Here is a 24,278-nt window from a genome sequence, read left to right on the forward strand (position 1 = left end):
AAGAATCGCCCAACAAGAAAATTAAAGGGGCTAGGGTCGATTTAATTTCGATATCAAAGGTTTAAACCCCCGCCTTTCAGGCGGGCAGATTTCATCTGCAACCATTTCGATGGGTGTGAGTCGAGGCGATGTTCGTACATGCTTGTACGCTTATCATCGGTGTCTACTCGACAGGTGAGGCGATGCAAACAACTCGCCTGTCAAGTTCTGGCTGGCTCTACCTCGAAGCTGGCGACGACTTTCGTTGTGCCGAGCTGCGTTGTCAGAATGTTCAACCGACCTCGACTAGACGCGTCGCTTAGTCGACGCGTATCCGGACTTTCAGTCCGTAACGCAAACCCACCGGCTTTAGCCGGTGGTTGTTTAGTCTCAGGAATTGAATCAAACCGACGAAATCGCCTAACGAGTTGCTCCAGCCGACGCCGGTTTCGCTCTCGCTCAACCGGCTCGGCTGAGCATGGCGTTAGGCGTCGAAGAGTTCCATGAACAAACGGATTGTCGGCTTTCATCAAGATGAAGAGCAACATTGGGTGGCGGAGCTCGAGTGCGGTCACAACCAGCACGTTAGACATAATCCACCATGGACGAATCGTCCTTGGGTTGTCACACCAGAGGGCCGTACCGAATTTCTTGGACGAGTTCTCGCTTGCAAGAAGTGCGATCAAGAAGCGCCTCGAGACTGGTGGCCGAAGGCCTAGCCATGGAGGTTGTCGTTGGCCGTCCGTCCCGCTTCGTCGGTGGTAGGCGCACTCTCGCAATTTTGGCTAAATCCGACAAGACCCAAGTCGCTCCAGACGACCCCACGCGGCCGGCGCCGTGGTAAATCTCAAACGTCTTGCCGCGCACGGGTCGGCTGAGCATGGTCGTTAGGCGCAGAAACGGTTAATCCTATTGTGGATTGTCAAATCATCGGGGAAATTGAGGGCGTTGAGCCCGTCGAAGTCGGAACTGGTATACGTGACTTGCCCCGACTCAGAAAGCAATACGGCAAGGGAAGCTGGAGAAAACGTAAAGGCTTCGCGCGCGTCCAATTTCTAGATGGCGCCGTACATACAGCGGAACTCCATTGGTACGGAGCTCACGGCATCGGTAAGAGAGAATTCAAGATTGAGATTTAGTTGGCCGGGCTGATGAGTGAGAGTTCATTGCAGCCCTGGCGGCCGTCAACGCAGTGGAAGAAGACGACTGCAAGTCGTCGATCCCGGGGTGGTGTCGCTTCGCGACCTTCGGTAGCGTCGCTTCCGGCCGGTTGGCTGAACAAGGGCCTGGCAGGTTTGCTCCGGGATTCCCGAAACGCGCCCGGAGCTTCACCGAGAACGGGAGATCCGATGTTTTCAACAGACCCTTTTTTCGACGAGCAGGCGATGCGCACGCTCGTGCACACGCAATTCGGCGGGGCGGACTTCGGAGAGTGCATGGTGACCATGCAGGGTGTTCCGCCGGGCGACGCGGCCGCGTGGCATCGTGAATGGTTGGCGACGGCGGATCGCGTTGCTGTGATCGGCGACGCGTGCGCAGCGGCCGGTCACAGGTTGAGCGCGCGGGAGGCCTACCTGCGTGCCTCCAATTATTATCGGACGTCCTACATCCCGCTCTTCGGAGCGCCGCCGGCGCCTGCGCTCGTGCATGCATTCGAGCGCGAGTCGGCGACCTTTGCGGCGTTCGCCGAGCGCGCGACTCCGCCGCTCGAGGCGGTGGAGATCCCCTACGAGGGGACGACGTTGCCGGGCTATTTCTGCCGGGCGTCGCATGTCCGGGGGCGCGGACGGACGCTGATCGTTACCAACGGATACGATTCGACGGTCCATGAACTCTATTTCGCATTTGCCGTGGCCGCGAACCGGCGGGGTTATCACTGCCTGCTGTTCGACGGGCCGGGGCAGGGGCGCGTCCTCATCAAGCAGGGGTTGCCGATGCGGCCGGACTGGGAGAGGGTCGTGCGTGCGGTGGTCGACTACGCGATCACGCGCCCCGAAATCGATCCCGCTCGGCTCGCACTTGCCGGCTGGAGCTTCGGGGGCTATCTCGCTCTGCGTGCTGCAGGAGGCGAGTCGCGGCTGGCGGCTTGTGTCGCCGATCCCGGCCTCATGGAGCTGCTGGGGCCGATGAAGAAGATGCTCGCCGATCTGCCCGTCGAGGCGCTGGAGGATCCGCGCCATGCGGATCCGGCGCTCTTCGCACCCTACATGGAGCGGATCGAGGCGACGCCCGCCCTGCGGTGGAAGATTGTCCAGCGGGCCTTTTGGGTCCACGGCATCGACTCGCTCGCCGAGTATCTGGAGATCGCGCGCCTCTACAGCAATCGGCAGGCGGTTCGGTCGATTCGTTGCCCGGTGTTCCTTGCTTGGGAGGAGAACGATGCCTTGGCGGCATCGGCAGAGGAGGTCTACGCTGCCCTTGAAAGCCCGAAAATGCTCGCGCGCTTTCTCGCGGCCGAAGGCGCCGGCGATCATTGCGCGATGATGGGACGATCGCTCTTTCATCAACGGATGTTCGACTGGCTCGACGGCGTGCTCGCCGATGACGCAGCTGCGCCGCGCGTTGCGACCTAAACCGCGCCCAGCGCGGTATGCGTCGTTTGTTGGATTGGCTTGGCCGCGCCGGCTCCGATCATTGTCGGAGCCGGCGCGGTTTAAGTTATTAAAAAATAGGTGATTAGCGTCGTCCCTCAGCCAGCGATTTTCGAGCCGGCAGGCTCACGGATTGAGCCACCCCCCGGCGCACACTACAGGCATCTCCAACCGCAGCGAGGCCGACGGCGATGCCGCAGAACCCGATTCAATTCCAGCCGGGCATGTCCCTGGACGATTTCTTCGCACGCTACGGCACCGAAGCCCAGTGCGCGGCGGCCCTGGAGGCGTCGCGGTGGCCGCAGGGGTTCGTCTGTCCGCACTGCGGAGCCACCTCGCACAGTCGCTTCCACGCCGACGGGCGCACCTACTGGCAGTGCGCGCAGTGCCGGGTGCAGACCTCGCTGACGTGCGGGACCCTGTTCGAGAGCTCCAAGCTGCCGCTGACCAAATGGTTTCAAGCCATGTACCTGGTGACGCAGAACAAGAACAACCTCTCGGCACTGTCGCTCAAACGCCATCTCGGCGTGTGTTATCGCACCGCCTGGCGGCTCAAGCACAAACTCCTCGAAGCCATGGCCGAGCGCGAGTCCGGTCGCCTCCTCACCGGCGTGGTTGTTGCCGACGACGCCGTCGTCGGGGGCAAGCGCCGCGGCGGCAAACGCGGACGCGGCGCCGAAGGCAAGGCCGTGTTCATCGCCGCGGTGGAAGTCGGCGACGACGGTCATCCCCGACACGTGCGCTTCGACCCGCTCCCCGATCTGAAGGGCGACACGCTGCGCGCGTGGGTGCGCAAGGCGCTGGATCCCGACGCACACCTCGTCACCGACGCCTTCGCGAGCCTCGGCTGCGCCGGGGCAGAAGTCGCCGCCTACGGGGCGATCGTGGTCAGCCCGCGCAAATCCAGCGAGATCGATGCGTTCCGCTGGGTCAATACCGTCATCTCCAACCTCAAGACCGCGATCCGGGGCACCTATCACCACGTCAACGTCCACAAGTACTTGGCGCGCTACCTCGCCGAGGCGCAGTATCGCCTGAACCGCCGGTTCGATCTGCCCTCGCTGGTCGGGCGACTCCTCCATGCCAGCGTCCGCACCCCGCCCAGCCCCGAGAAATGGCTGCGCCAGGGCGCCGTCCGCACGGCGTGAAATGCTCTGGCTGAGGCACGACGCTAATCACCAAAAAATATAAAAATCTAAACCGCGTTCCCGCTAAGGGCCGTGGATGCACCCAACGTCGAACTCACGCGAAAGTGAGCATCTCGCTCTGGACGCGGTTTAGGCTCATCCTGCGAGGTACTATGCACCGATACACAACTCACCTCCGACGCTTTGCCGCTGCGGCTATCCTGGTTGCCCTAGGCCTGCCGTTGCCGTCCATTTCCCAAGACTCGGTGCCGAACGGTTTCCCGGACGCTTCAGAACCCGAGCCATCCCCCTTCGCGCTGCCGTTCGAGACGCGTGATACCGCGTCGCTCCAATCGCTTGAAGCACTGCACAAGGCATTGTCGAGCCAAGAGAAGCAGGTGGCGGAGACGCAGCGCAGGCTGATCGCGGCCGAGGATGATGTGACCAGACAGGCGCTCGGCGATGATCTTCGCGAGCTCAGGGAGCAACTGAATCAGCGGCGTCTGCAGTTCGAGCGGTTCTCCCTGGAGATCGATCTTCGGCCCTTCATCGACGAGATCGATCAACCCTTTGATTGGCAGAACGAGCTCAGCAAGCTGCTCAAGCCGATCCTGGCCGAATTGGAGAGTGCGACTGCCGAATCCCGGGCCATCGGTGCGTTGCGCGCCGAGCTCAATCAGGTCGGGGAGCGCAAGGCGCTTGCGGAGAAAGCGGTCGCGCGTTTGGAGCGCCACCTCGCCGAGGGGCCATCCGACGATCTCAGAGGCCGGCTGGAAGAGCGGCTCGAGCACTGGCAACGCATCGCCGACGATACCGCCAATCGCTACACAGCGCTTGATCTCCAGCTTGAGAATCGGCTCAAACAGCGCCAATCCGTTTTCGACGAAACAACCGATTACGCGAAGCGCTTCTTCCAGACCCGCGGACTGAATCTTCTTCTGGCGGTCGGCGCTTTCTGTGTGGTTTTCTTCGGGGTCAGATATTTATCGTCGTTGATCGGTCGGCTCCAAGCATCGAAAGTGACCGCGGGAGCGGCGGGAACGAAGTTCAGCAGTCGTCTGACCGCATTGATCTTGCACGTCTTCAGCGTTCTGGGCGGCTTGATCGCGATGATGCTGGTGTTCAATATGGCGGGCGATTGGTTCATGCTCGGCATCATCGTCATCTTCCTGATCGGCGTCGCCTGGGCCAGCATCAAGACGCTTCCGAGCCAGATCGAAACCGTGAGGTTGGTCCTGAATATCGGCGCGGTCCGAGAGGGCGAGCGCATCCTGTTCAACGCTCTTCCCTACAAGGTCGAGGTGCTCGGCTTCAGGGCTCGGTTGGTCAATCCGCGGCTCGACGGCGGTCTGCAGGAGATCCCGGTGAATGCCTTGGTCGGACACTACTCCCGTCCCGCCGGAGCGGACGAGGAGTGGTTTCCGACCCGAACCGGTGATTGGGTCGAGCTGGCGGACGGCCGCATGGGGCAGGTGTCGCGACAGAGCCCGAGCGCCGTGCATCTCAGCGAGCTCGGCGGCGAGGACGTCGTTTATCCGACCGATGTCTTCGCTGGTCTGAACCCGCGCCGTTTGTCGGAGGGTTTCCGCATCGTCTCGACCTTCGGGATCGATTATCGGCATCAGGCGATCGCGACCACCGAGGTGCCCGAACGGATGCGCGAGAAGCTTGAGCAGCTTCTGCCGGATCTGGTTCCGCGCGAGCAGATCAAGGCGGTTGCGGTCTATTTTCAATCGGCTGCACCCTCATCGCTCGATTACGAGATCCACGTCGATGTGGCAGGCGAGGTCGCACGCCAAACGACGCTGATCCGCCACGCGATCCAGCGCATCCTGGTCGATGCGTGCAACGACAACGGCTGGGAGATCCCCTTCACCCAGATCACCCTGCATCAGGCGCCCGGTTGAGGTTGAACGCGACGGGCGTATCGGCACAGCACGCGTGTAGCGGTGCAGAGATTCCAAGACCGTCCGAGATGATCCTCGTTGTCGTTGTCGTTGTCGTAATCGTGCTCGTAATCCTATCGATAGTCGATTACGACAACGACAACGAACGGTCTCGGCACATCTGACGTGTTGCGCTAGTCAAGCCCTGGGCGAGCCTCGGCGTTTGACCCCGGTTTCTCCGGCTCGTGACGACCCGAGCCGGAGTGCTGTCATGACTGCGTCGGAGTCGCTGGAGGCCCCATGGCGGACTATCACTTGTTGGCGATCTGGCGTATCGAAGCACCGCTCGAGCAAGTGTACCTCGTCATCCAGAATACCCTGTGCTGGCCGGAGTGGTGGCCAGGCGTTCAGAAGGTCGAGCAGGTGGAAGCCGGTGATGCCGATGGCATCAACAATACGCGAATCATGGCTCAGGGCGCAGAGGGGTTAGCCCGGCGACTCGGTGCGCGCCTGGTGAGCCAAGAGAGTATCGACTTGACGGCGGACAATGTCCCGTCGCGGGGAGAGATCTAGCCGAACGCGTCGTCAGTCAGGTTTCGGGGACCCCGCCGAGTTGCGCCAAGTAGGCCAGGTCACCCTCTCTCTGCACGACCCGCCCCAAGTAGCTCGCTTGATTCTTGGTGCAGCGCAGGGTGTGCGGATTGCCGCGCCGCTCGGTGACCAGGTCCAGGTCGCAGTCATCGGTTCGCACTGTAGCCGCGATATGGTCGCGATGGCGTTGAGCCGCTCGGAAGGCCCATTCCGGTCGGGTCGGATCGGCCAGGAAGCGGCTGAGCTCCTGGCAGTTGGCGCAGGTGCAGGTCACCTGCGCGGGCCGTCGCCAATCGGCCGGGGGCTCCAAGGGTTCGACGATGCGCCGGCGCAGGTGTGCGAGCGCGAGGCCGCGCAAGGCTTGCGCGGAGGGGCGCTCGCGGGTCGTCTCGGCGGCGTGCAAGGTCAAGGCTGCGGGCAAGAGGACCCGGTCGATGTCGTAGCGCTCGGGATGCTTCAAGAGATGCTCGAAGGCCCGTCGCGCAAGATCGGGGGCGATGTGCTCTAGAGCGCTCAGGAGATCCGCCACCATGGCATCGGTTGGCTCGGTACCGGTCGACTCGGCGAAATACCGGTAGGCGTCGGCAGGGGATCGGGTGGCGCGTCGGCCGGGGAGGGCGTGCACGAGTGCGTCGGCGGCCCGGCGCAAGGTTTTGGCCGACCCGGTCCCGGTCTCGATGATCCGGTTCGCGGCGCGTGCGAGCAGATCGGCGCAGGCGACCGGATGGGCCTTCGCGTTCCCGGCGATGATGTCGTGGATCAGCCGCTGCGCACGCTCGGGCGCAAGGGCGGCCAGCGCCTCGACGAGTGCGGGATTGTCGGTTTGCCCGAAGGCCCCGGCCGCGATCGGTCCAACCGCAAAGGCGTCGATCTCGGCGAGGTCGCCCAGGGCCGTCAGGTGTCTCAAGTAGGCCGCCGTGGTGCCGTCCGCGCTGGCCTGGCGTCGGACCCAGTCCGCCTCGGGCCAATCGTTACGAATCCGTTCGGCGAGCACGTGCGCCTCCGCCCGGAGCGGCGCCTCCGGGTCGGCACCGGCCTCTTGCCATTGCCGGACCAGCTCGCCGAGGAAGGGAACGCTGACCTCCAGTCCGCCTTGGCTGAGGACGACGGCACGATGGGTGCGCGGCCAGACGACGAGGGCAGCGCGTTGGTAGAGTCGATCGAAGCTGGCCCCCTCGTTGCCGGTGGCCTCCTGAAACTCGAGCTCGTCCGGCTCCAAGTCGTCGAAGGCGCCGGGCGGGGAGAGCTCTTCCAGCTCGAAGGGCAACGGACCCAGGTTCGGATGGCTGCCGTCGGGATGGCGCCAAGTGTCGACGATCTGCCGGCTTTCGTTGACCTCGCCGACCTCGAAATCCTCCTCGTCGTGACGGCCCCAGTAGCCGCCGCCGGTGTGTTCCGCCCAGCCGGATTCTTCGAGCGAGACCAGTGCGAGATAGAGGTCGCAATCGGCCTCGCGCGCGGCGCCGATCAGGAGACCCGCCGCGGCGGCATCGGCGCCCTTGAGACGGTCGAATCCGATCTCGGCGGGGGTGTAGGCGTGCTCCAGCGGATAGATGAGTTTCGTGAGGGGCGGCTCGGCCGACTTGCCCGCCGCGGGCGCGCCCCAGGCCTGCAGCAGCTTGACCGCCCATTGGTGCTCGCGATCATAGTCCGGCGGCCCGAGCGGCTGATCCTGCCCGGTGCGGACGAGGTTGTAGATGAGCGCCAGTCGATACCCCGAGACGACGGGCAAGACCTCATGGAGACAGTCCGCATAGAAGGCCGCGAAGGCGACCTCGGAGGGCTCGTCCCGACGCAGGTCCAGGCGCACCTCGCGCCCCCGATGACGAATCAGCAGCTCGCCGCCGCGATGCTCCGAAGGCAGGACGACCACCAGCGTGGCGAACATGCCGGGCGCCTTCTCGCTGTCGCGGTGGCTGATGAAGAAGCTGCCGGTGTCGTAGACCAGCAGCTTGTAGAGCTCGGCCGCGACCGTTCCGTTCACGCCGAGCCCGAACTTCGCCTGGTCGACCATGGCATCCAGATCCTGCGCCCACGCCTTGCCCGAGATGCTCACCCGCGCGCCGTCGATCTGCCAGGTCCGGCGCACGCCGGTGTCGACCAGGGTTTCGGTGCCGCGCCCGTAAGGGGCCTGCTCGGCTTGGGCGACGAGTGCCTCCGCCTGCGTGGCCAGGAGCGGGAGCGAAAGGGTGCCGACGCCCTCGACCTGGATGCGCGGCGGATGCATGTCGACGGTGCCGGTCGCGTGGAAGTCGCCGGGCCGATCGACCTCGCCGAGAAGTGTTGCAAGAGATCGGGTGAGTTGAACGCTCATGGAACCCCATTGAAGAGAGATCGGATCGGCGCCTTGGATGCATACGTTCGGTGCCGATCGGAACGGGTGGATCATCGATCGGGATCTTGCCACCGATCGTATCGGGTTGCATCACTCGCGCGAGACGGTCAAGCTGCTGCATGGGAGAACCCAGGTGCGTTCGGTATATTGCCTTTCGACGGCCAGTAAGGTGTGGTCAGGGGGTCGAACCAAATGATTCGTTCCGGTGCGCTCCTGTGCACAATTCTCCTCTGCGGTTGTGTCGCGACGGTGACCCCGCCGCCGAAAACCGATCAATCGCGGCCTGTGTACATCCTGGATCACGGCCGGCACACCAGCCTGGTGCTCAGCACGCCGGACCACGGCTTGGTGCGATGGGCCTACGGAGAATGGCGTTGGTACGCCGAGGAGGACCGACGCCCGCTTCGCGCGTTCCCGGTGCTTTTGGTTCCGACCCCGGCGGCGCTCGGACGACAGACCCTGCGCGCAGAGTACGATCCGGAGGCCATCGGCGCGGCCGTACCCGTCGTGACCGAGCAGGTGTTCGTCATCCACGCCGACGCTGCCCTCATCGATCGGCTTCAGGCGCGCCAGGAGGCGCTCTTTGCGTCCGGCCGACAGCAAGGGTATCTCGAAAATCGGGCGTTGGGTTTTGTCTTCGTGCCTCACCCGGTGCCCTATCGCCTCGACAACAACTCCAACCACATGGTGGCGAGCTGGCTGACGGAGCTCGACTGCAGGGTTCAAGGCAGTCCGATGCTGGGGAGTTGGCGGATTGCCGAATCGCAATGAATCCATTTGACGCGGAGAAGCCAGACGCACGCCTCTCGATAGGCCGGCATCGCCGGGCTTACGGACAGGTCGGCCATATCCCGGCGCGGCGACTCGACACATGGGGGATGCTCCGATGAGGTTTATGCTCGCTCACCGAGCCATCGCACGAACCCAGGCGCGGCTTGCATGGCGCGTCCTGCTCTGCGCGCTCCTGCCGCTTTGGGCGCTGGCGTGCGTGGCCGAGCCGGTCTCCGATTCAGTGTCCGAGCCGGTCGACGGATGGGGCGATGCGGTCGCGCTCCTGCGCGAGGCGGCATTGCCCTTGGAGACACCCTCCGACCTGGATCCGATCGTCGCGCGTGCCAAGGACAGACGTTTGGTGTTGCTCGGCGAGGCGTCGCACGGGACCTCGGAGTTCTACAGCTGGCGCGCGGCCTTGACCCGTCGGCTGATTCAAGAGGGTGACTTCCGGTTCGTGGCGGTTGAAGGGGACTGGGTGCCGATCTACCGCCTGAATCGCTACGTCAAGGGGTTGGGCGGTGCCGGCGAGAGTGCGGCGGCGGTCATGCAGACCTTCTCGCGTTGGCCGACCTGGATGTGGGCCAATGCGGAGATGCTCGATTTCGTCGAATGGCTGCGTGACTTCAACGCCGGTCGCCCTCGGGCCGAACGGGTCGGACTTTACGGCATCGACGTCTACGGCGAGGACGATGCGCGCCGCAAGGTTCTGGCCCTATTGGCCGTCATGGAGCCGGACCTGGGACGCGCCGTTGCCGACCGCTACGCGTGTCTGGATCGATTCGGCGATGACCTCACGGACTATGCACGCGCGGTCGGTCAAGGCGGCGCCAGTTGCGAAACCGCGGTCGAGGAGGCTGTCGCGATGATCGAGGCGCGTCGCGGTGCCTTGGAGTCGGTCGATCCCGCCCTCTATTTCCACCTTGAGCAGAGCGCGCACACGGTGCGGGGTGCCGAGCGCCACTACCGGTCCATGGCGCTGGCGGGTCCGGAGTCCTGGAACTTCCGCGTGGATCACTTCTCTGAAACGCTTGAGCGCCTCCACGCCTATTTCGGCTCGGGCTCCAAGGGGATCGTCTGGGCTCACAATACCCACATCGGTGATGCGCGCGCGACCGTGATGGCCCAGCAGGGGCAGCGCAATATCGGTCAGCTTGCCCGCGAGGGTTTCGGGGCGGACGCCGTCTTCGCCTTGGGCTTTTCCACGTACCGCGGCGCGGTCATGGCCGGGCGTGCCTGGGGTCAGCCCGGCGAGATCATGGAGGTGCCGCCCGCGGCCGCGGGGAGCTTCGAGGCCCTGATGCACGCGACCGGTCGGGCCTCCACGCTCGTGTTGTTCGACGCGCTTGCGGACTCGGAGCTGCTCGCGGCGCCGATCCCGCATCGTGCCATCGGCGTGGTGTTCCGACCCGAGCACGAACGCACGCGCAACTATGTGCCGACCCGGATGGCGGAGCGTTATGACGCTCTGATCTATCTGGAGGCGACGGATGCAGTGGGACCGATCGAAAGCGTGCCGTCGATCCAACCCGATTGCACCCGCCGCGCGGATCCGTCCTGCCCCTGAGCCCCCGAGCCCCGGGTGGCAAGCCTGAGAGCATGGGTTATCATCCTGTGGCCTTTCATGCTCCGACCTCGGCGTCGGTCCGCGGTCGGGCCACTGGAATTTGCCGCCGGTCTCCCCAACCTTTCGCCCGGCGGGGAAACCAAACCAAAATGGAGACAGCTGAATGAACCGAATCCTAGCCAGCACCGTCCTCGGAATCGCCGCCTTGGGCGTCGCCAGCGCGGCACTCGCCAACCTCAAGCCCGAGGAGCAGATCCAGTACCGTCAGGCCGGTTACAGCTTCATGAGCTGGAACATGGGCAAGATCAAGTCGAACCTGGAAGGCGACTACAATTCGGAGCAGGTTGCCGCTGCGGCGAATGCGATCGCCGCCATCGCCAACTCCGGAATGGGTGCGCTCTTCGGGCCGGGCACCGAAAAGGATGTGGGCAATGTCAAGACGCGCGTGAAGCCGGAACTCTTCGAGAACATGGAAGATGTCGGCACCATCGCCGGTAACTTCGTCGCCGCTGCGGACAATCTTGCCAAGGTCGCTGCCGGGGGTGACGAGGTCGAGGTCTCGACGGCATTCGGCGAACTCGGGCAAGCCTGTAAGGCGTGCCACGACAAGTACCGCATGAAGGATTGATCCGCGATCCACGAGGGTTCGCGATGAGGCCGCCGCATGGGCGGCCTTTTTCATGACGGCTGAAGGAGTCCACTCATGCTTGGCTTCAAGGCACTGATCTTCGATGTCGACGGAACGCTTGCCGATACCGAGCGAGACGGACATCGCCCCGCCTTTAACGCCGCCTTCGCAGAGGCCGGTCTGGATTGGGTTTGGGACGCGAAGCGCTACGGCGAGCTGCTGCGGGTCACCGGCGGCAAGGAGCGGATTGCGACCTACATCGCGGAGGAGGGGATCGCTCTCGATCCGTCGCGCGACGCGTCGGAGGTGATTGCCGGTCTGCATCGCGCGAAGACCCGCCACTATGTCGCGCTGCTCGAAGGCGGCGCCATCCCGCTGCGACCGGGCGTGCTGCGTCTGTTGCGCGAGGCGCGTGACGCCGGCGTGCGTCTGGCGATCGCGACTACGACCACTCCCGAGAACGTGAGCGTGCTGCTCGACAACGCCGGGGAGCCGGGTCTGCGGGATTGGTTCGAGGTCATCGCTGCCGGCGATGTCGTGCCCGCGAAGAAGCCTGCGCCCGACATCTTTCTGCTGGCGCTCTCCGAGCTCGGGCTCGACGCGAGCGATTGCGTCGCCGTGGAGGACTCGGACAACGGGGTTCGTTCCGCCCTGGGTGCCGGTTTACACGCCCTTTTGGTGACGGTGAACGACTACACTGCGGGGCAGGATCTCAGCGACGCACCTCTGGTGGTGGATCACCTCGGGGAGCCGGATCGTCCCGCACGCGCCCTGATCGGTGACTTGGGCGAGCGCCGGATGGTAGACCTCGAGACGCTCGATCGGCTGCATTGCGCCGCCTTCGGTCGAGGCTGAGTCGAAACCGGATGACACCGATCTCGGCCGTCAGCCGCTTGTCGGGACAGGCCCGTGGGGTCGAGCCCTTCCATGTGATGCGCCTGCTCGCCCGTGCCGGCGAGCTCGAGGCGCTCGGGCGCTCCATTGTCCACATGGAGGTCGGCGAGCCGGACTTTCCGACACCCGGCCCGATCCTGGAGGCCGGTCAACGCGCCTTGGCCGACGGCCGTACCCGCTACACCTCGGCCGGCGGGCTTCCGGCATTGCGCCGGGCGATTGCCGCCTATTACGCCGAGCGGTACGACACCCCGGTCGGTCCGGAGCGGATTCTGGTGACGCCCGGGGCCTCGGGTGCGCTTCAGCTCGTGTTTCTGGCCCTGCTCGACCCGGGTGACCGGGTGCTCATCTGCGACCCGTCTTATCCCTGCTACCGACAGGTCTTGCAGCTTATGGGGGTGGAGCCGATTGCCGTCCCCGTCGGTCCGCAGACCGATTATCAGATGACGGCCGCGCTGGCCGAGTCCGCTTGGACTCCGAGCGTGCGCGCGGTCGTCGTCGCCTCGCCGTCGAATCCGACCGGCTCTTCGATTGCACCGGAGGTGCTGAGCGAGCTGCATGCCCTCTGTCGAGACCGCGGCGCGGCACTCATCGTCGACGAGATCTATCAGGGGCTGACCTACGATGTCCCGGATCGTACCGCGCTCTCGTTGGGCTCGGAAGATCTCTACGTGATCAACAGCTTCTCGAAATACTTCGGCATGACGGGTTGGCGTCTCGGCTGGCTCGCCGGTCCCCGCGACGCGGTCGCGGTCATGGAGCGAATGGCGCAGAACCTCTTCATCGCCGCCAACACACCCGCACAGTACGCCGCTTTGGCGGCCTTCGATCCGACGACCATCGAGATCCTGGAGGCGCGCCGTCTGTCCTTTCAGAGGCGACGCGACCGTCTGCTGCCCGCGCTGCGCGATCTTGGGTTCGGGATCCCGGTGCAGCCGAGCGGTGCCTTCTACCTGTACGCCCGCCTGCCCGACAGCTTGGAGATCGACTCCATGACATTCACCGGTCGAATGCTGGAAGAGGCCGGCGTCGCCCTGACGCCCGGTCATGATTTCGGCCGTCATGATGCGGGGCGCCATGTCCGCTTCGCCTACACGCGCGAGATCGATGATCTCGACGACGGGGTCGGCCGCATCCGCGACTGGCTGGCGGGGGGCTGACCCATGGCCGATTTCAAACCGTTGGACGCTGCCCAGCGCGAGGCCGGGGAGTTGCTCCTCGCGCTGCATGAAACGCTTCTGCGCACGCCGCCGCGTCGAGCCGATCAGGGCTTCCTCGGACGGGGTCTGATCGGGCGACTGGCCGGTCGGCGCGGCGGCCCGGCGACACCGGTCCCCGGCCTCTATCTCTGGGGCGGGGTCGGTCGCGGCAAGACCTATCTGATGGATTGGTTTGTCGAGGATCTCGATCTGCCGGGCAAGCGTCGCATCCACTTCCATCACTTCATGCGCGACGTGCATGATCGGATGTCGCGTCTGCCCAAGCAGCCCGATCCACTCGAGGTGATCGCGCAAGGGCTGTGCGAGGAGGTCCGCGTCCTCTGTCTGGACGAGTTCCTGGTGACCGACATCACCGACGCCATGCTGCTGCACGGTCTCCTGAACGCGCTCTTTGCCCGTGGTCTCACGCTGATCACCACCGCAAACACCCGCCCCGACGAGCTCTATCGCAACGGCTTGCAGCGCCAGAACTTTCTTCCCGCCATCGAGCTGCTGAAACGTCACACCCGCGTCTTCGAGCTCGACGGCGGCAACGATTATCGATTGCGTGCATTGACGCGGAGCGGCGTCTTGTTCGTCGTCGAGGAGGCCGGGCCGGAGGAGATCGAGCGCCGTCTGGCGGACTATTTCGATTGTCTGACCGGCGGGCATCAAGGCGGATCCGACGCCTTTTCGGTCAACGGCCGGACCTTTCCGGTGCGTCGTCAGAGTGCGGACGTGATCTGGTTCGATTTCGACGCGCTCTGCGGCGGCGCCCGGTCCGCGGCGGACTACATCGAGATCGCCCGCGAGTTTCATACCGTGCTGCTCTCCGGGGTTCCGATCCTGGGGCCCAAGCACGAGGCCGCGGCGCGGCGGTTCCTGCATCTGGTGGACGAGTTTTACGACCAACGCGTCAAGCTCATCCTCTCCACGGCCGCCCCCATCGAGCGACTCTACGCAGGCGGTCTGATCGATTTCGCCCACGAACGGCTGCTGAGCCGGCTCGTCGAGATGCAGTCCGAGACCTATCTCGCCGCACCCTCCGAATAACCGCGCCCCACGCGGTAGGCGTCGTTTGTCGGATTGGCTTGGCCACACAGGCTCCGATCATTGTCGGAGCCGGCGCGGTTTAAGACTCTGAAAAATATTAAATTTTAAACCGCATCTCACCGATGTCGAGGACATCTCCGAAGCCAAACGCAACATGAAAATGACGCATGTCGCTCTGGATGCGGTTTAAGGTGATTTCCGGGAAAGGATCGACCGGAAGTGCCGCAACCGGGAAAAGTGGTCGAACGCTCTACTGGTTGTCGTTGTCAGCCTCGATCATCGTTTCGGTCACATCGGCAGTGTCCAGGTCGCCGACCGCGACCGCCCGGGTACGCCGACTTCAGTCGGCCCCCCGAGCACGCCCGCACGGCGGACTGAAGTCCGCCTCCCCGGGGGCCGACTGAAGTCGGCATACCCGGGCGTGGGGCCGAAGTCTTGCGTCCGGTTGGGGAACCTCAAGCCGATCCCTTCCCGTTGGAATCCCGCACGGTCACCACGATCTCACCTCCGAAGTACATATCACAAGGAGCGGGAACATGAGTGTCGTGCATCTGAGCGCGCCCACGATCGATCCGGACGAGGTCGCCTATTTCGAGCGACTCGCACACCGTTGGTGGGATGCAGAGGGTCCGTTCTGGCCCTTGCACCGTCTCAACGCTTTTCGCGTCGACTACATTCGCCGGCATCTCGCCGCGTCGTTCGGACGCGACCCGCAGGCCGAGCGTCCGTTCGAAGGACTGAAGTTGCTGGATATCGGATGCGGCGGGGGCATTCTCAGCGAGTCCATGGCCCGGCTCGGTGCCTCGGTAACGGGCGTGGAGATCACCGAGAAGAACGTGCGCGTGGCGCAGATCCACGCCGAGTGGAGCGGTCTGGAGATCGATTATCGCTTAGGCACGGCGGAGGATCTGGTGCGCGAAGGCGAGCAGTTCGACGCCGTGTTGAACATGGAGGTGATCGAGCATGTCGAGCATCTCCCCGATTTTCTAGCCGACTGCGGCCGTTTGGTGCGTCCGGGCGGGGTCATGGTCGTCGCCTCGATCAATCGCACGCTTGCCGCCTTCATCGTGGCCATCGTCGGTGCCGAGTACGTGCTGCGCTGGCTCCCCAAAGGCACGCATCACTATCGCAAGCTTGTCCCTCCGCGGCAGGTCGAGGCGTTGCTGGGTCAGGACTTCGATGTCAAGGACCGCACGGGGGTTCGGGTGAATCCCTTCAATCGCGTCTTCAGCTACACCCGCTGGATGGGCGTGAACTATATGTTGTTCATGCAACGTCGCTGACGGCGACGCGGTGAAACGGAAGAAGTGGCGATCTTGTCCAATGTAGGGTTGCCGAGGTCAGTCCCTTGCGGGGGCGATTGGGTTTGGAGGGCAGGAGATGAGCAGAGAAGACGAATTCGAAGGTTGGGTTGCCTCCGTGTCTCGCGGGGACTGCGGTTTCACCTACATCAGATTTTACGCCGACGCCCCGGAGTGGGTCCGCGATACGGCAGTCAACCGCTTCGGCAAGGGCACGGTGTTCCTGCCGCCTGCGGAAACCAAGCCGAAGGCGGCCGCGGCTTAACCCGCCGCGATTGCGAGCACCTCGTCGAGGCCGCGGTCGATGACCTCGACAGGGGTGTAGAAGTGGGGTGAGAAGCGAATTCCACCGCCGCGTCGCGCGCAGAGAACCCTGCGTTGCATCAGACCGGCATAGAGCTCCGCCGAGGGTGTCCCGGGGACGCGAAAGGTCACGATGCCCGAGCGTCGTTCGGGCGCCCGCGGCGACAGCAACTCCAGACCATGTCGATCGATCCCGTCGATGAGGTGGTCAGTGCGACTCTGAAGCTCACGCCAGACCTGCTCGATGCCGACCTCATCAATGAGGGAGAGACTGGCTTCGAGCGCGTGGATGCCGAGGAGGTTCGGACTGCCGCACTCGAAGCGCCGGGCGTCCTCGGCAGGCTGCCAGTCCCGCCGGTCGAAGTCTCCCGAGTGCTCTAACATGTGCCATCCGAATTGGTGCAGGGCGAGCCTGTTCCGCAGCGTGGGCCGAACATAGAGCAGGGCGACGCCCTCCGGACCCAGCATCCATTTGTGTCCGTCGGCCACGACGAAGTCCGCTTCGGTGCGCGCGAGATCGAAGGGCAGGGCACCCAGGCCCTGGATGGCGTCGACACAGAAGAGGATGCCGTTGGACCGGCAAAAGCTGCCGATACGCTCCAGGTCCAGCCGCAGGCCGCGCGCATATTGCACCCAGCTGACGGCGATCATTCGTGTGCGTGGTGTACAGAGCGCGAAAAGGTCGGCCTCGGGATCGGCGGATCCATCCAGGTCGAGCGCCTTCCAGACGACACCTCGAGGCGCCAGCGACTCCCAGACGACCCGGTTGGACGGAAACTCCTGCGCCACCCCGACGATCTCGTCGCCGGGTTGCCATGTCAGACCGTAGGCAATGATCGAGAGTGCCTCGGAGGTGTTCTTCGCCAATGCGATGTCTGCTGCCGATTCGGCTCCGACGAGGCCCGCCAGGCGCTCGCGCAGGCGATGCTCGGTCGCCAGCCACTGCGGATAATGCAGTGACCCTACCCGGCTGTTCTCCCGGGCAAACCGCGCGACGGCCTCGGACGCTCGCCGCGGCCAAGGTCCGACGGCCGCGTGATTCAGGTGGCAGAGGGCCGGGTCGAGATCGAATGCGTCCGGGGCGAGACTCAACCGTCGCTCCCCGGTGCCGCGGCAGCCGGCGCCTGCTGCGCTTGAGCCGGCGGCGCAGCAGGTGCGGCAGGCGCGGGAGCCGGCGACACCGCGCTGCTGCCGGAGGGCGGACTCTGCGGTGCCTCGGCAGCAGGAGGCGGCGTCGGCGCTGCTGCGGCCGCGGGAGCCGGTGCAGGAGCCGGCGTCGGTGCTGCTGCGGGAGCCGGCGCCGCGGGGACCGCCGGCGTCTGTGCCTGCTGTGTCGGTGTGACTGCCGGTGGCGACGACGGTGCCGGCGGGCTTGCGACATCGGCCGCCGGGGACGTCTCCGCTGTGGGTGTTGGCTTCGTTTCGGGCGGCGCAGCCGGGCTGGGTTCTGTTCTTGCCTGTTCAGGTGCGGGCGCGGCAGCCGGCTCCGCGACGGTTCGGGACGCGTTCGCGGGCGATTCAGTCGTCGCGGCTGGTACAGGCGTGACCGACGCTGTCGGCGGCGTCTCGGTCGCCGTCGCATCGGCTGTCGGGCTCGGATCGCGAGGTGCGGCAGACGCGGTCGATCTCTCGGACGCAGTTGCAGGTGCAGATGCCTGCGGCGCGGCGGCTGGATCGGCAGCCGCAGCGCTGACCTCGGATGCCTGCGACGGTGCCGCGGCCGGGGTCCCCGCCGCCTGTTGGGCCGGGCGTGCATCGGCTCTCGGGCGCTGCGTTGCCGTCGCGGGCGCAGCACTCGCAGTGTCGGGCGTCACCTCGGCGCTGGTCGCTGCCGCCTCTGCTGCCTTGGCCTGGGCGATGCGCCGCTGCTCGGCCTCGCGCCTGGCGCGCGCGGCTGCCGCACGCTGTTTCTCCATGTAGTTGCCATAGCTCGGTCCGGACCCGACGATGGTGACCTCCGTCCCGTTCGAGACGTGCTGGAAGAGGACCGGGGCGAGCGTGTTCGGCAGACGGATACAGCCGTGCGAAGCTGGTTGCCCGGGACGCGGTATGGGTCCGGCATGCAGACCGATTCCGTCGTAAGTCAGGCGCATGAAATAAGGCATATGCGCGCCTTCGAAGCGCGCGCCGTCCGGGATCGGGTCGCGGCCCGCTTTTGCGTTCGCACGGACGACCTTGCCGTTCTTCACGACCTTTCCGTAGAGGTTCGAGCGCTTGTTCTCGACCTTTTCCATCACGGCGAATTGGCCGGTCGGCGTCGGGTGCTTGGGCAGGCCGCTGGCGACGGTGCTCCAGCCGATCTCGTCTTCGCCGACGAAGAAGCTTGCCCGCTGCTTGTCCGTATCGATGACGATGCGCGAGACCCTGCGCCCGTCGCCGTTCCACTCGTAAAGTTTGGAGGGTTTCGGTTTCTGGACAGGCCCTTCGACCCGGTCGTCCGCCGGCGGGGTCGTTGTCTCCTCGGCGACGACCGCTTCCTCCGGCTTCGGGTCGGCCTTGCCGATGAAGCGTGCCAGCTCCGTGCAACCCGTGAGGGTCAGAAGCAGCGCGCAGGCACCCAGGGCCTTGATGGAAAGGGATAAGGTGTGGGGCAAGCCCCGTCGTTGCATTTGGCTCATAGCGTTGAGTTCTTTGCCGGGGTCCCGGCCAAGCCCGGGACATTGCGATTGATCAATTAAGGTCAAGGATAACGCGATGACGGTCGAAGGGCACGCCGATCGGCCGTTTCTTGACTTCTTCGTCTTCGCACCGACCTAGCCCGCAAGCGAGGAGGTTTGCAATCCGAGCCGACATGCGGTCGCGGTGCGAATTCCGTAAGACCGATCTTTATAGACGCTCTGGCCCGCTGATGTCGCGGTCATTTGTTCGGAGTATCGGATGCTGATGGACCGCGCCTCGACCCCTACGCACGACACCGATCCCCATGGTTTAGACGACGGTGCGGCAGCGATGGCGCGCCGTCGCGCCCTATTCTTCTTTTTGGTTCTCGCTACGATCGCAGGCGCGATCGCCCTCATGGTCGCCACACTGTCGAGCGGCGGCTTCGACCTTCTCGATGCGGTTCTGACCCTGTGCTTCGCGTTGACCCTGCCTTGGACCGTCATCGGCTTCTGGAATGCCGTCATCGGGTTTGTTCTGATGCGTCGCCATCGCGACCCGGCCGCCGTCGTCTGTCCGCTCCAAGGCGACCCGCCGAACGCCGTCACCTCCAAGACCGCCATCCTGAGCTGCATTCGCAACGAGGATGCCGACCGGGTCGTGCATCACCTGGATCGGATGATCCAGGGCCTCCATCAGTCTGAGAATGGACAGGCGTTCGAAATCTTCGTTCTCAGCGACTCCACGTGGCCCGAATGCATCGAGGCCGAAGAGACGAGCATTCGGCGCTTGCGCGAGCGCTGGTCGCCGCAGATGAGCATCCGTTATCGGCGCCGCCCGGACAACCCCGGTTTCAAAGCGGGTAACATCCAGGATTTCATGTCGCGTTGGGGCGACGGGTTCGATTTCGCTCTGGTGTTGGACGCCGATAGCCTCATGGCACCGGAAACGATTCTGCATATGGTCGGCATCATGCAGCGCAACCCGCGTCTGGGTATTCTGCAGAGTTTGATTGTCGGCTTGCCTTCGACGAGTGCATTTGCACGGATCTTTCAGTTCGGGATGCGCCTCGGGATGCGCTCCTATTCGCTCGGCAGTGCCTGGTGGCAGGGCGACAGCGGGCCTTACTGGGGCCACAACGCGCTCCTGCGCGTGAAGCCCTTTCGCGAGCACTGTCGACTCGACCCGCTGCCGGGTCGCCCGCCGCTCGGCGGTTGGATCTTGAGTCACGATCAGGTCGAGGCAGTGTTGATGCGCCGCGCCGGCTACGCGGTTCGGGTGCTGCCCCTGGAGCACGGAAGCTGGGAGGAGAATCCGCCGACCTTGGTCGAATTCATCAGACGCGACCTGCGTTGGTGTCAGGGCAACCTCCAATACCTGCGTTTGCTCGGGACTCCGGGGCTGCACCCGATCGGGCGGGTTCAGCTGGTCCTGGCGATCCTCATGTTCATCGGCTCGCCGGCCTGGGTCCTCTTCATGACACTTGCGGCCCTGCAGATCGGACGTGTGCCCGAGGCCGGGCCGATGTTCGATCCGGTCCTCGGCTGGTCGCTGTTCGGGCTCATCATGACGATGGTCTTCGCGCCCAAGCTCGCGACACTGGGCAGTTTGCTGCTCTCCCGAGACGGTCGCGCCGCCTTCGGCGGCGGTCCTCGTTTGCTGGCCGGCGCCTTCGGCGAGATCCTCTTCTCGACCCTGCTCGCACCCGTCATGGCCTTGGCGCATACGCTCTTCATGGGCGGGCTCGTGTTCGGCAAGGCGATCGTCTGGTCACCGCAGCGTCGCGAGACCCATCGGCTGAAGGTGACGCAGGCCTTGCGTCGGCTCTGGCCGCAGACGCTCTTCGGCGTTGCGGCACTGCTCTGGTTGATCTCGACCGACGCCGCCGGGGCGGTCTTTCTGTCCCCCTTCATCTTCGGGGCCTTACTTGCCGTGCCCATCGCGGTACTGACCGCCTGGCCGGTCTTCGGCGCATGGCTGGCGCGGATCGGCTTCTGGCGGATCCCGGAGGAGGTCGATCCGCCGCCCTTGATCCGCTCGCTCGGATTGCCCGCAATCGGCCGGCGGCGCGGGTATGTTCCGGCCACGGATCAGGTGGCCGCGGACTCCATCGGTGTTGACTGATCGCACTGTTGCCGGGCGAGATGGTCTGCGGACCGCTCTCGGCGTGGTGCGTTCGCTCGGGATCTACTATCTGCACCGGCGTCGTGCCCGTATGGACGCCTTCTATCGCGCATTCCTCGCCCCGGGCGATCTGGCCTTCGACATCGGCAGTCATGTCGGCGATCGCATCGGCTGCTTCCGGCGGATCGGCGCCCGTGTGCTGGCCGTGGAGCCGCAGCCGGCATTGGTGCGAACCCTACGCTGGCTCTACGGGCGAGATCCGGCGGTGCGGATCGAGTCGACGGCGGTCGGGCGCGCGTCGGGTCGGGCGGATTTGCGCCTCAACCGTGCCAACCCGACGGTGAGCACGCTCTCGACCGGCTTCATCTCGGCGGCGCGGGATGCGCGGGGATGGGAGTCGCAGCATTGGGACGGCGCGATCGAGGTCGCCTGCACGCGGTTGGACGATCTGATCGAGCGCCACGGCATGCCGCGCTTCATCAAGATCGATGTCGAGGGTTACGAGGCCGAGGTGCTCGGTGGATTGACCCGGCCGGCCGATGCACTGTCGTTCGAATTGACGACGATCCAGAAGGCCGTCGGGCTCAGTGCCTTGGCCGAGTGTCGGAGGCTCGGCTATTCGCAATTCAACGCCGTTCTCGGCGAGTCCTATGTCTTTGTCCACGACGCCTGGGTCGATGCCGCCGCCGTGGAGGACTGGCTGAAGACGCTGCCGCAGGACGCCAACTCGGGAGACATCTATGCCCGACGAGTCGATTAGGAGCGCGAGCATCTCGCGCCTGACGCTGTCGGAGCGAGACGCCCCGACCTGTGCCCGTGCCTATTGGGTCACCGGCCCTCTGCAAGGCGAGCTGCGCGAGGGACTGCTTGCGCCGCCCGGCCCGGGTGAAGCACTGGTGAGGACCCTCTATACGGGAATCAGCCGCGGGACCGAGGCGCTCGTGTTGCGCGGCGAGGTTCCGCCGAGCGAATACGCCGGAATGCGCGCACCCTTTCAAGCCGGCGATTTTCCCTGGCCGGTCAAGTACGGTTACTGCAATGTCGGTCGGGTCGAGGCAGGGCCTGCCGATTGGATCGGCCAGGTGGTCTTCTGTCTTTATCCGCATCAGAGCGCCTTTTGCGTCCCGGTCGAGGCATTGCATCGGATTCCCGACGCGGTTGCGCCCGGGCGAGCGGTGCTGGCCGCGAACCTCGAGACTGCCGTCAATGGTCTCTGGGATGCTGCGCCGCGGATCGGCGATCGGATCGCCGTCATCGGTGCCGGATCGGTCGGGGTCCTCTGCGCTTGGTTAGCCGCGCGGATCCCGGGCTGCCGGGTCGAGCTGATCGACATCAATCCGCGCCGTGCCGACATCGCCGAGCGGCTCGGGGTCGATTTTGCTCTGCCCGCGGATGCGCGCGGGGACGTCGACCTCGTCATCCACGCCAGCGGCTCGTCGGCGGGCTTGGAGCAGGCGCTCGCCCTAGCCGGCTTCGAGGCGACCGTCCTGGAACTGAGCTGGTACGGCACGACGCCTGTGACGCTCACGTTGGGCGCGGCCTTCCACCGACGCCGCCTGACGTTGCGCTCCTCCCAAGTCGGCCAGGTCGCCACGGCACAGCGCGCGCGCTGGGACTATCGTCGGCGCCTCGGTCTCGCACTGAGTCTGCTTGCGGATCCTGCGCTGGATGTCCTGATCAGCGGCGAGGATGCGTTCGATGATCTGCCGGCCGTACAGGTACGTTTGGCAACGGATCCGGGCGATGTGCTGATGCACCGCATCCGGTATTCATGATCAAGCGCTGATGGTTTCGACCTCGAACCCAACCACGGTGCGTTTTTCCCGGCTGAATTCCACGCCCACGAGATGGATCGGCTGACCCGATGCGCGGTATTTCTCGGCATAGCCGCGGTCCTTGAGCTGCCGAAGCGCGCCCCCCTCCGGGACCAGCTCCACCACCTTGAATTCGAAAAGATAGACCTGGCCGTTGAAACGCAGGGCGAGATCGAGCCGGCCTTGGTTGCTGGTGTCCTCCGGGGTCAGGTCCAGTCCAAGCGAGGCGAAATAGGCGTAGAAGACGCTGGCGTAGTAGCCCTCGTATCGGGCGATCGGATTGTTGCGGTACCAGTCGGCCGGGATGCCGGCGAAAAAGGCGGTGAAGAGCTGCTCCAGACCCGGGAAGTCGTTGGCTTGAAGCAGGGCGTAGAGGCGCGCGCTGTGCTCGACGGTGGCGGCGTCGCGCGCGGTGAGCTGCTCGAGCAGGGCCCCGTTGAGACCGGCACGGACCTCCTGATTCGGATAGCGCAGACGGTATCGGAGGATGTCGCCGACGGGGACAACGGCGTCGATCGTCAGATACCCGGTCTGAAACAAGAGGGCCTCGGTCGCGATGTGATCGACATCGAAGGCGGAGAGCAGATGCTCGCTGGTGAGCAGGCCCTCCAGCCGGGGGAGGAAGGTGTGGCGCGCGGCGAGCAGGTCGACCAAGAAGGTCGGCGTGGCGGTTTCGAACCACCAGGGACGGAACTCGTGCTTGTCGAACAGCAGCAGGAGATCAAAGGGGTTGTAGACCGACTCGCCGGTCCAGTTATAGCCGTTGTACCAGGCGCGAATCCGGTCGCGGTCGAGGCCGCCGAGCTCGGGCGCGAAGACGCTCTCGAGATCCGACTCGGTGTAGCCGCAAATCGCCGAGTAGGGGACATCGACCGTGATGTCGTTGAGATTGTTCAGGCCCGAGAAAAGACTGACCTTGCTGAATTTCGACACGCCGGTGAGAAAGGCAAAGCGGATGTGGGCATCCGACCCCTTGATCACGGAATAGATGTTGCGCAGACCGTCGCGGATCTCGCGGGCGGGTTCGAGCTGGAGTAGGTTGTCCAGGATCGGCTTGTCGTACTCGTCGACCAGCACCACCACGCGCTCGCCATGCGCCTCGGCGGTGTGGCGGATCAGTTGCGAGAATCGCCCCGAGAGACTGCGATGCGTCATCTCCACACCCAATGCCTGCGCATTCTCGTCCAGCAATTCGCCGATCTTCTCGTCCAACTCCGTGCGGCTGCGGATCACCCCGTCGGCGAAGCTCAAGCGAACCACCGGAAAGCGCCGCCCCCAGTCCCAGCGCTCGTGCGCGTGCAACCCCCGAAACAGCGGTTCATTGCCGGAAAACAGCTCGCCGAGGGTATCGAGAAACAGCGATTTGCCGAAACGGCGCGGGCGCGAGAGGAAGTAATACTTGCCGGTTTCGATGAGTTTCAGGGCAAACCCGGTCTTGTCGACATAGTAATAGTCCTCCTCGCGGATCTCGCGGAAGGTCTGGATACCGATGGGCAAGGTCTTGCGCATCATGGCCG

General features: G+C 64.8%; 20 protein-coding genes. 16 read left to right on the top strand and 4 right to left on the bottom strand.

The window, feature by feature from the left end; all coding sequences use genetic code 11:
• Window positions 1-482 precede the first annotated feature (482 nt).
• From BDD21_RS18325 to BDD21_RS18350, 5 genes are all read left to right on the top strand, one after another.
• On the top strand, window positions 483-698 hold the full coding sequence (locus BDD21_RS18325; protein WP_120798387.1) for a DUF3565 domain-containing protein: 216 nt from the start codon (window positions 483-485) through the stop codon (window positions 696-698).
• A 630-nt stretch (window positions 699-1,328) separates the two neighbouring features.
• Window positions 1,329-2,552 carry an alpha/beta hydrolase family protein gene (locus BDD21_RS18335; protein ID WP_170164813.1) on the top strand — a complete coding sequence of 408 codons (1,224 nt, stop codon included), beginning with the start codon at window positions 1,329-1,331 and terminating at the stop codon, window positions 2,550-2,552.
• A gap of 209 nt (window positions 2,553-2,761) precedes the next feature.
• The gene (locus BDD21_RS18340) at window positions 2,762-3,718 is read left to right on the top strand and encodes an IS1595 family transposase (RefSeq protein ID WP_120796983.1); all 957 of its coding nucleotides are present in this window, start codon (window positions 2,762-2,764) and stop codon (window positions 3,716-3,718) included.
• Window positions 3,719-3,870: 152 nt separating this feature from the next.
• Window positions 3,871-5,604 (top strand): hypothetical protein, encoded by a 1,734-nt coding sequence (locus tag BDD21_RS18345; protein WP_120798390.1) that lies wholly within the window; start codon window positions 3,871-3,873, stop codon window positions 5,602-5,604.
• 279 nt (window positions 5,605-5,883) lie between these two features.
• Window positions 5,884-6,156 (top strand): SRPBCC family protein, encoded by a 273-nt coding sequence (locus tag BDD21_RS18350; protein ID WP_120798391.1) that lies wholly within the window; start codon window positions 5,884-5,886, stop codon window positions 6,154-6,156.
• 16 nt (window positions 6,157-6,172) lie between these two features.
• Here BDD21_RS18350 and BDD21_RS18355 read toward each other — a convergent pair whose 3' ends face one another.
• Window positions 6,173-8,488 (bottom strand): 2OG-Fe(II) oxygenase, encoded by a 2,316-nt coding sequence (locus tag BDD21_RS18355; protein WP_170164814.1) that lies wholly within the window; start codon window positions 8,486-8,488, stop codon window positions 6,173-6,175.
• A 213-nt stretch (window positions 8,489-8,701) separates the two neighbouring features.
• On the opposite strand from BDD21_RS18355, the gene BDD21_RS18360 reads away from it, so the two are divergent.
• From BDD21_RS18360 to BDD21_RS18395, 8 genes are all read left to right on the top strand, one after another.
• Window positions 8,702-9,280 (top strand): hypothetical protein, encoded by a 579-nt coding sequence (locus BDD21_RS18360; protein ID WP_120798393.1) that lies wholly within the window; start codon window positions 8,702-8,704, stop codon window positions 9,278-9,280.
• Between the two features lie 124 nt (window positions 9,281-9,404).
• The gene (locus BDD21_RS18365; protein WP_170164815.1) at window positions 9,405-10,847 is read left to right on the top strand and encodes an erythromycin esterase family protein; all 1,443 of its coding nucleotides are present in this window, start codon (window positions 9,405-9,407) and stop codon (window positions 10,845-10,847) included.
• 163 nt (window positions 10,848-11,010) lie between these two features.
• A complete protein-coding gene (locus BDD21_RS18370) occupies window positions 11,011-11,475 on the top strand; it encodes a c-type cytochrome (RefSeq protein ID WP_120798395.1) in 465 nt (154 codons plus the stop codon).
• Between the two features lie 75 nt (window positions 11,476-11,550).
• On the top strand, window positions 11,551-12,330 hold the full coding sequence (locus BDD21_RS18375) for an HAD family hydrolase (protein ID WP_120798396.1): 780 nt from the start codon (window positions 11,551-11,553) through the stop codon (window positions 12,328-12,330).
• A gap of 11 nt (window positions 12,331-12,341) precedes the next feature.
• On the top strand, window positions 12,342-13,529 hold the full coding sequence (locus BDD21_RS18380; RefSeq protein WP_120798397.1) for an aminotransferase class I/II-fold pyridoxal phosphate-dependent enzyme: 1,188 nt from the start codon (window positions 12,342-12,344) through the stop codon (window positions 13,527-13,529).
• Window positions 13,530-13,532: 3 nt separating this feature from the next.
• A complete protein-coding gene (gene zapE, locus BDD21_RS18385; protein WP_120798398.1) occupies window positions 13,533-14,621 on the top strand; it encodes a cell division protein ZapE in 1,089 nt (362 codons plus the stop codon).
• Window positions 14,622-15,157: 536 nt separating this feature from the next.
• Window positions 15,158-15,904: a bifunctional 2-polyprenyl-6-hydroxyphenol methylase/3-demethylubiquinol 3-O-methyltransferase UbiG gene (ubiG, locus tag BDD21_RS18390; protein WP_120798399.1), complete on the top strand. Its 747-nt coding sequence runs from the start codon at window positions 15,158-15,160 to the stop codon at window positions 15,902-15,904.
• A 97-nt stretch (window positions 15,905-16,001) separates the two neighbouring features.
• Window positions 16,002-16,187, top strand: coding sequence for a hypothetical protein (locus BDD21_RS18395; protein ID WP_093037113.1), 186 nt, complete (start codon window positions 16,002-16,004; stop codon window positions 16,185-16,187).
• Here BDD21_RS18395 and BDD21_RS18400 read toward each other — a convergent pair.
• Window positions 16,184-17,317, bottom strand: coding sequence for an aminotransferase class V-fold PLP-dependent enzyme (locus BDD21_RS18400; RefSeq protein WP_120798400.1), 1,134 nt, complete (start codon window positions 17,315-17,317; stop codon window positions 16,184-16,186). The two genes, BDD21_RS18395 and BDD21_RS18400, sit on opposite strands and share 4 nt — an antisense overlap.
• The gene (locus BDD21_RS18405) at window positions 17,314-18,843 is read right to left on the bottom strand and encodes a L,D-transpeptidase (RefSeq protein WP_120798401.1); all 1,530 of its coding nucleotides are present in this window, start codon (window positions 18,841-18,843) and stop codon (window positions 17,314-17,316) included. Before BDD21_RS18405 ends, BDD21_RS18400 begins: the two co-directional genes overlap by 4 nt.
• 259 nt (window positions 18,844-19,102) lie before the next feature.
• Here BDD21_RS18405 and mdoH point away from each other — a divergent pair, with 259 nt between their 5' ends.
• The 3 genes from mdoH to BDD21_RS18420 are packed head-to-tail and all read left to right on the top strand — an operon-like array spanning window position 19,103 to window position 22,722.
• Entirely contained in the window at window positions 19,103-20,947 is a 1,845-nt protein-coding gene (gene mdoH / locus BDD21_RS18410; protein WP_120798402.1) for a glucans biosynthesis glucosyltransferase MdoH, read from the top strand.
• Window positions 20,937-21,707, top strand: coding sequence for an FkbM family methyltransferase (locus BDD21_RS18415; protein ID WP_245969677.1), 771 nt, complete (start codon window positions 20,937-20,939; stop codon window positions 21,705-21,707). The genes mdoH and BDD21_RS18415 overlap by 11 nt, the downstream gene beginning before the upstream one ends.
• Complete coding sequence (locus BDD21_RS18420) at window positions 21,688-22,722, top strand: zinc-dependent alcohol dehydrogenase (protein WP_245969678.1); 1,035 nt, start codon at window positions 21,688-21,690, stop codon at window positions 22,720-22,722. The genes BDD21_RS18415 and BDD21_RS18420 overlap by 20 nt, the downstream gene beginning before the upstream one ends.
• Here BDD21_RS18420 and BDD21_RS18425 read toward each other — a convergent pair whose 3' ends face one another.
• Window positions 22,723-24,273, bottom strand: a complete 1,551-nt coding sequence (locus BDD21_RS18425; protein ID WP_120798403.1) for an ATP-binding protein — start codon at window positions 24,271-24,273, stop codon at window positions 22,723-22,725.
• Window positions 24,274-24,278 lie beyond the last annotated feature (5 nt).

This window comes from Thiocapsa rosea (assembly GCF_003634315.1).
Lineage (GTDB): Bacteria > Pseudomonadota > Gammaproteobacteria > Chromatiales > Chromatiaceae > Thiocapsa > Thiocapsa rosea.